The 6,246-nt window shown below is 64.3% G+C and carries 4 protein-coding genes (1 of these 4 running past the window's edge); 1 reads left to right on the top strand and 3 read right to left on the bottom strand.

Translation table 11 applies throughout. The features are described from left to right. Positions 1-258: 258 nt before the first annotated feature. Positions 259-1,047, bottom strand: a complete 789-nt coding sequence (locus tag ACV1FX_RS34865) for an MOSC domain-containing protein (protein WP_473122068.1) — start codon at positions 1,045-1,047, stop codon at positions 259-261. Positions 1,048-1,287: 240 nt separating this feature from the next. On the opposite strand from ACV1FX_RS34865, the gene clpB reads away from it, so the two are divergent. Beyond that, entirely contained in the window at positions 1,288-3,927 is a 2,640-nt protein-coding gene (gene clpB / locus ACV1FX_RS34860; protein WP_473122067.1) for an ATP-dependent chaperone ClpB, read from the top strand. Positions 3,928-3,992: 65 nt separating this feature from the next. Here clpB and ACV1FX_RS34855 read toward each other — a convergent pair whose 3' ends face one another. Beyond that, a complete protein-coding gene (locus tag ACV1FX_RS34855; RefSeq protein ID WP_473122066.1) occupies positions 3,993-4,253 on the bottom strand; it encodes a hypothetical protein in 261 nt (86 codons plus the stop codon). A gap of 142 nt (positions 4,254-4,395) precedes the next feature. Beyond that, on the bottom strand, positions 4,396-6,246 hold the 3' portion of the coding sequence (locus ACV1FX_RS34850) for a peptidoglycan DD-metalloendopeptidase family protein (protein ID WP_473122065.1). 216 nt of this gene lie beyond the right edge of the window; 1,851 of the gene's 2,067 nt are visible here — the last part of the coding sequence; the start codon falls outside the window, past its right edge; its stop codon occupies positions 4,396-4,398.

Below are 6,246 nucleotides of genomic sequence, written 5' to 3'. Positions count from 1 at the left end.
GCAATCAGGAACCGCCATTTCTGAAGGTAGTTCCGTTCAATCGTCCGATCGAAGCTATTGTCGCGCATCGAACCCTCCCTGCTGGGCTGGATTCGATCACCGAATTAATGAACTTGCACAATTGCGACAAGCGTAGTTGTAGGGTGGGCAAAGGCGCGATAGCGCCGTGCCCACCACTTATCTAACCCGAACGTCGGTAGAAGTGGTGGGCACGCTTCGCTTTGCCCACCCTACGATTTCTAACCCACCCTACGCAGTTCAGACCAGCTTCGGCTCTTCCAGCACGATCTTGTCGCCAACACCGACCTCGCCGTCTGCGATCACCTCGCCGTAGATGCCGCAATCCATGTGGCCGAGATGGCGCGACAGCGTGGGCGGAATCTCGAGGTCGCGCATCGCCGTCTCCGGATCGACATTGGTAGCCGCGCAGCGGACGATGCGCTTGACGATCTTCAACCGCGCTGCGCCGATCGCGAGCGTCTGGCCGACGAGGTCGAGCTCGTGCCAGGCGGGCCAGCCCTGGAGGTACAGATTGGCACGGAAGCGCAGGGGATGCACGGCGGTGCCGCCGAGCATGTCCTCGATGGCGCGGACGCTGCCGAGATTGATGATGGAGACAACCTTGCGGGCGACATCCGAGAAGCTGTGATCGCGCCCCGACAGCACTTGTGGCGGGCCCCGCAGCTCGTTCTGGAAATTGCTGGTGAAGTAGCTCTCGATGGCATCGCGCCCGCTTGCCGTCTCCAGATCGCCGCTGGCGACGACCTGACCGTCCTTGCGGATGGTCAAAGAATTCGTGGCGTCTTCGAACCGGCTGTGCAGGGCGGCCAGCCGCTCATTGCGCATCAGCATCAGAAACTGGGTCTTGGGCATCCATTGCGGCGCCTCCGGATCGAACCCGCTTGGGCCATTCTCGATGGCATAGCGGCGGTCGGCGGGCAGGGTCTGGCCGACCCGCAAATCAACGCGGGGCAGCGGCTCGGGCGTGAGGCCTTTGACCGGATAGCGGTAGAGGCCGGTGATCTCGGCAGTCGGGCTGGTCATCATGCCGCTAGTTAAGGGATTCCAGCCGCCGGCGCCAAGCCGGCTAATGCGCGCACGAATTTGTGAAGAAGCCTCTTCCGTTCCCGTGACTTGGTTCCCACATCTGCGTCAGGCCGGCGCCAGCGTCGGCTGCTAACGACTGTTTGCTGCTTGAGAAACGTCAATGCGGCGAGCGGAAACCCAATGAAGATGCCATTTGGAGTGCCTTAGAGGGCTTCAGGGGCAGGCCGAGGGAAAGACAATATGAACATTGAAAAATACACCGAACGCTCCAGGGGCTTCATCCAGTCCGCGCAGTCGCTCGCGATGCGCGAAGGGCACCAGCAGTTTTCGACTCTCCATCTCCTGAAAGTCCTCCTTGACGACAATGAGGGCCTCGCTGCGGGCCTGATCGACCGAGCCGGTGGCAATTCCCGGGCGATTTTGAAGGCGACCGAGGACGCCCTCAACAAGGTGCCGAAGGTCTCCGGCGGCGGCGCCGGGCAGATCTATCTGGCGCCCGAGCTCGCGCGCACCTTCGACGCCGCCGAAAAGGCCGGCGAGAAGGCCGGCGACAGTTTTGTCACGGTCGAGCGCCTGCTGCTCGGGCTCGCGCTCGAAAAGAGCAGCGAAGCCGGCGCGATCCTGAGCAAGGGCGGCGTCACCCCGCAAAATCTCAACGCGGCGATCGAGGCGCTGCGCAAAGGCCGTACGGCCGATAGTGCGACCGCCGAGAACGCCTATGACGCGCTGAAGAAATACGCCCGCGATCTCACGCAGGCCGCGCGCGACGGCAAGCTCGATCCGGTGATCGGCCGCGACGAGGAGATCCGCCGCACCATCCAGGTGCTGTCGCGCCGTACCAAGAACAATCCCGTCCTGATCGGCGAGCCCGGCGTCGGCAAGACCGCCATCGTCGAGGGGCTGGCGCTGCGCATCGTCAATGGCGACGTGCCGGAAAGCCTCAAGGACAAGAAGCTGCTCTCGCTCGACCTCGGCGCGCTGATCGCGGGCGCGAAATATCGCGGCGAGTTCGAGGAGCGGTTGAAGGCCGTGCTTCAGGAGGTCACCGCGACCGAAGGCACCTTCATCCTGTTCATCGACGAGATGCATACGCTGATCGGCGCCGGCAAGGCCGACGGTGCGATGGACGCGTCGAACCTGCTCAAGCCCGCGCTGGCCCGCGGCGAGCTGCACTGCATCGGCGCCACCACGCTCGATGAGTACCAGAAGCATGTCGAGAAGGACGCGGCACTGGCGCGGCGGTTCCAGCCGATCTTCGTCAGCGAGCCCTCGGTCGAGGACACCATTTCGATCCTGCGCGGGCTGAAGGACAAGTACGAGCAGCACCACGGCGTGCGGATCACCGATTCCGCGCTGGTGGCGGCAACGACGCTGTCCAACCGCTACATCACCGATCGCTTCCTGCCGGACAAGGCCATCGACCTCATGGACGAGGCCGCCGCGCGGCTGAAGATGCAGGTCGATTCCAAGCCGGAGGAGCTGGATTCGCTCGATCGCGAGATCATCCGGCTCAAGATCGAGCAGGAAGCCCTGAAGAAGGAAAGCGATCTCGGCTCCAAGACCCGCCTCCAGGCGCTGGAGAAGGAGCTCGCCGATCTCGAGGAGAAATCGACGGCGTTGACGGCGCGCTGGAGCGCGGAGAAGAACAAGCTCTCCAATGCCCAGAAGCTCAAGGCCGAGCTCGATGCCCTGCGCGTCGAGCTTGCCAATGCGCAGCGGCGCGGCGAATTCCAGAAGGCCGGCGAGCTGGCCTATGGCCGGATCCCGGAGCTCGAGAAGAAGCTCTCCGATATCGAGGCCCGCGAAGGCTCTGGTGAGATGATGGAGGAGGCGGTCACCGCCAATCACATCGCACAGGTGGTCTCGCGCTGGACCGGCGTGCCCGTCGACAAGATGCTGGAGGGCGAGAAGGAGAAGCTCCTCAAGATGGAGGAGGCGCTCGGCAAGCGCGTCGTCGGCCAGAGCGAAGCCGTCCACGCGGTCGCAACCGCCGTGCGGCGCTCGCGTGCGGGTTTGCAGGATCCGAACCGGCCGATCGGCTCGTTCATGTTCCTGGGCCCGACCGGCGTCGGCAAGACCGAGCTGACCAAGGCGCTCGCCGAATATCTGTTCAACGACGAGACCGCGATGGTGCGCCTCGACATGTCCGAATACATGGAGAAGCACTCGGTCTCGCGTCTGATCGGCGCGCCTCCGGGCTATGTCGGCTACGACGAGGGCGGCGCGCTGACCGAAGCGGTGCGGCGCCGGCCCTACCAGGTGGTGCTGTTCGACGAGATCGAGAAGGCGCATCCCGACGTCTTCAACGTCCTGTTGCAGGTGCTCGACGACGGCCGACTGACCGATGGTCAGGGCCGCACCGTCGATTTTCGCAACACGCTGATCATCATGACCTCGAACCTCGGTTCGGAATTCCTGGTGAATCAACCGGAAGGCGAAGACACCTCTGCCGTGCGTGAGCACGTGATGGCAACGGTGCGGGCGCATTTCAGGCCGGAGTTTCTCAACCGGGTCGACGAGATCATCCTGTTCCATCGCTTGCAGAAGAGCGAGATGGGCCGGATCGTCGAGATTCAGTTCGCGCGGCTCCAGAAGCTGCTCACCGATCGCAAGATCGCACTGACGCTGGACGGCGCGGGCCGCGACTGGCTCGCTGCCAAGGGCTGGGATCCCGCCTACGGCGCGCGGCCGCTGAAGCGGGTGATCCAGCGCTATCTCCAGGATCCCCTCGCAGAGATGATCCTGGCCGGCGAGGTGAAGGACGGCGACACCGTTGCAATCTCGGCCGAGGGCAATGTGCTGACCTTCAACGGCAAGGCGCCGCAGACGGCCGAGATCGCCCAGTTCGAGACGCCGGTGCCGAAGCGAAAGCTGAACTGATCGTCGCGTTCACGAACAGCACGCCCCGGAAAGTGCGCCTTTCCGGGGCGAATTGTTGGACCGGTCTAGCTGATCGCGGGGGCGGGACCTGAATCTGCGTCCTCGTCGCCGCCCTCATCGACCTCGGAGAGAATATCCACCAGCTCGCGCACACGGCCATGGGCCAGCGGGCGCAGGTCGTTGATCATGGGCTCGTCATTGGCAAGCCAGGCCTGCGCTTCGGCGAGCTCATCGATGGTCGCGCCGGTTCCGATGATCTGGGCAATGGTGACGTCGTCAGCCCCGCTGACGGCCTTGGTGACGTCGTCGCGTGAGAGGCGCCGCATGATTGGTCCTCCTCTGGCTCAACGGCTCAAACAGGTCGCGCGGGTCAATCGAGACGGCCGCCGATCAGTTCCGCAACTGAGGAAGTAGGACAGAACCGGGCCCGGAAAAGGCCGGTTTTTGAGAAAATTACCGGATGGCGACTTAGCGATTAGTGACCTGGAGCGGGCCGCCGGTCGCATCCGAGATGCGGGCGATACCGCCACCGCGGTTGCTCATCATCCCCTCGATGCGGTCGCGTTCCTTCTCGAAGCCCGCCATGATCGGCCCTTCGAGCGAGCGACCGCGCGGCAGTTTCACGCGCATCGGGTCGACGAAGCGGCCGTTGACCAGGATTTCGTAGTGGACGTGGGGGCCGGTCGACTGGCCGGTCGAACCGACGAAGCCGATCACCTGGCCCTGCCGCACCTTCTTGCCGGGCTCCATGCCCTTCGCAAACGCCGACATGTGGCCGTAGGCTGTCTCGTAGCCGTTGTTGTGCTTGATGCGGACGTATTTGCCGTAACCGCCTTCGAGCTCGGCCTTTTCGATCACACCGTTGCCGGCGGCGAAGATCGGCGTGCCGTAGGCGGTGGCCCAGTCGACGCCGGTGTGCATCTTCACATAGCCGAGGATCGGATGGCGGCGGCCGCCGAAGCCGGAGCGCATGATGGCGCTGTTGACGGGCTTCCTGACCAGGAATTTCTTCGCGCTCTTGCCGGTCTCGTCATAGTAGTCGACGACGCCGTCATCGGGGCTCTGGAAGCGGTAGTATTTCTTGGTCTCGCCGCCGACCGTGAGGGAGGCGAACAGCACCTCGCTCTTGTCGGTCGCCGTCACGCCCTCGTCTTCACCGGCGTAGAAGACGTCGAAGGAATCGCCCGGCTGCACCTTGCGCTGGAAGTCGACGTCGTAGGAGTAGATCTTGATCATGTCGTCGATGACCGGCATCGGCACCTTGTTGCGCATCGCGGTCTCGTAGATGCTCTGGTAGAGCCGGACGCCGGTACCATCGTCATCGTCATCGTCGTCGCTGTTGGCGTTCGCGGCCGTGTCGGCGACGGTGTTCATGCTCGAGACGTCGACGGCGACGTATTTGCCGAGATCGGACAGCGCTGCGATCGCCTCGACCATGGTGTCGTTGGCGACGACGACGCGGAACGGCTGGAGCCGGGCGCCGGGATTTGCGGGCGCCATCAGGATGCGAAGCTTCTCGCCTTCCTTCACGCCGCCGTCGCGGCCGCGAGGACCGAGCGTCGCGGCGATCGCCTTGATCTCTTCGGGCGTCGCGCCGAGATCGCGCAATACGGAGCCAACCGAGTCGCCCTTCTTGACGAGATGTACGCGCTCGCCATTGGGGTTGCCGCCGGTGATCTGTTCCTTGGTCTTCGGCAGCAGCGTGACGTTTTCCGGCACCACGCGCGTCTCGAACCCGGCATAGGGGTCCGCCGAGGGCGTCTCGGTGGCGTAGGCCATCTTCATGTCGGACTGGCCGGTTGCGCCGGAGACATCGGCGGTGGCGTTGGCGAGCGCGGCATAACGAACGCCGCCGCCATTGCCGCGCCAGTTGGCGGCATCGCGCACCCGCATCAGGATATCATCGAGCGCCACGACGGCGGCGATCTTCGCCTTCGGCAGTACCGGCGTCAGATCCTTCGTGACGAAGGAAACTTCGGCGTCGGGCTCGACCGCCTCTGGATTGTTGGGGTCGTCGGATGCAGTCTTCGCATCTGAGCCGACGTCGGTGAGAAGGCGCTGGGCGTTGAACGGCGGAATCTTGGCCGATAGATCGCTCGTCGTCATCGAAAGGTTGCCGGCGATGCGAATGAAGGGCCGCACCCGCATCACGTCGCGGTTGCCGACGCGGGCGACCGTCGAGACGCGCACCACGTTGCGCGAGGCGGTGGATTCACTGGGCGGCGGCAGGCGGTCGCTCTTGTGCACGGTGGCGGCGCGATCATTGGCGCCGAACGCACCGCGCAGCACGCCTTCGACGCGCTCCGGCACCTTGGCAAA

The sequence above is a fragment of the Bradyrhizobium ingae genome (assembly GCF_055791185.1).
Note: the sequence above shows the minus strand (reverse complement) of the source record. Positions and strands in the feature narration are given on the sequence as shown.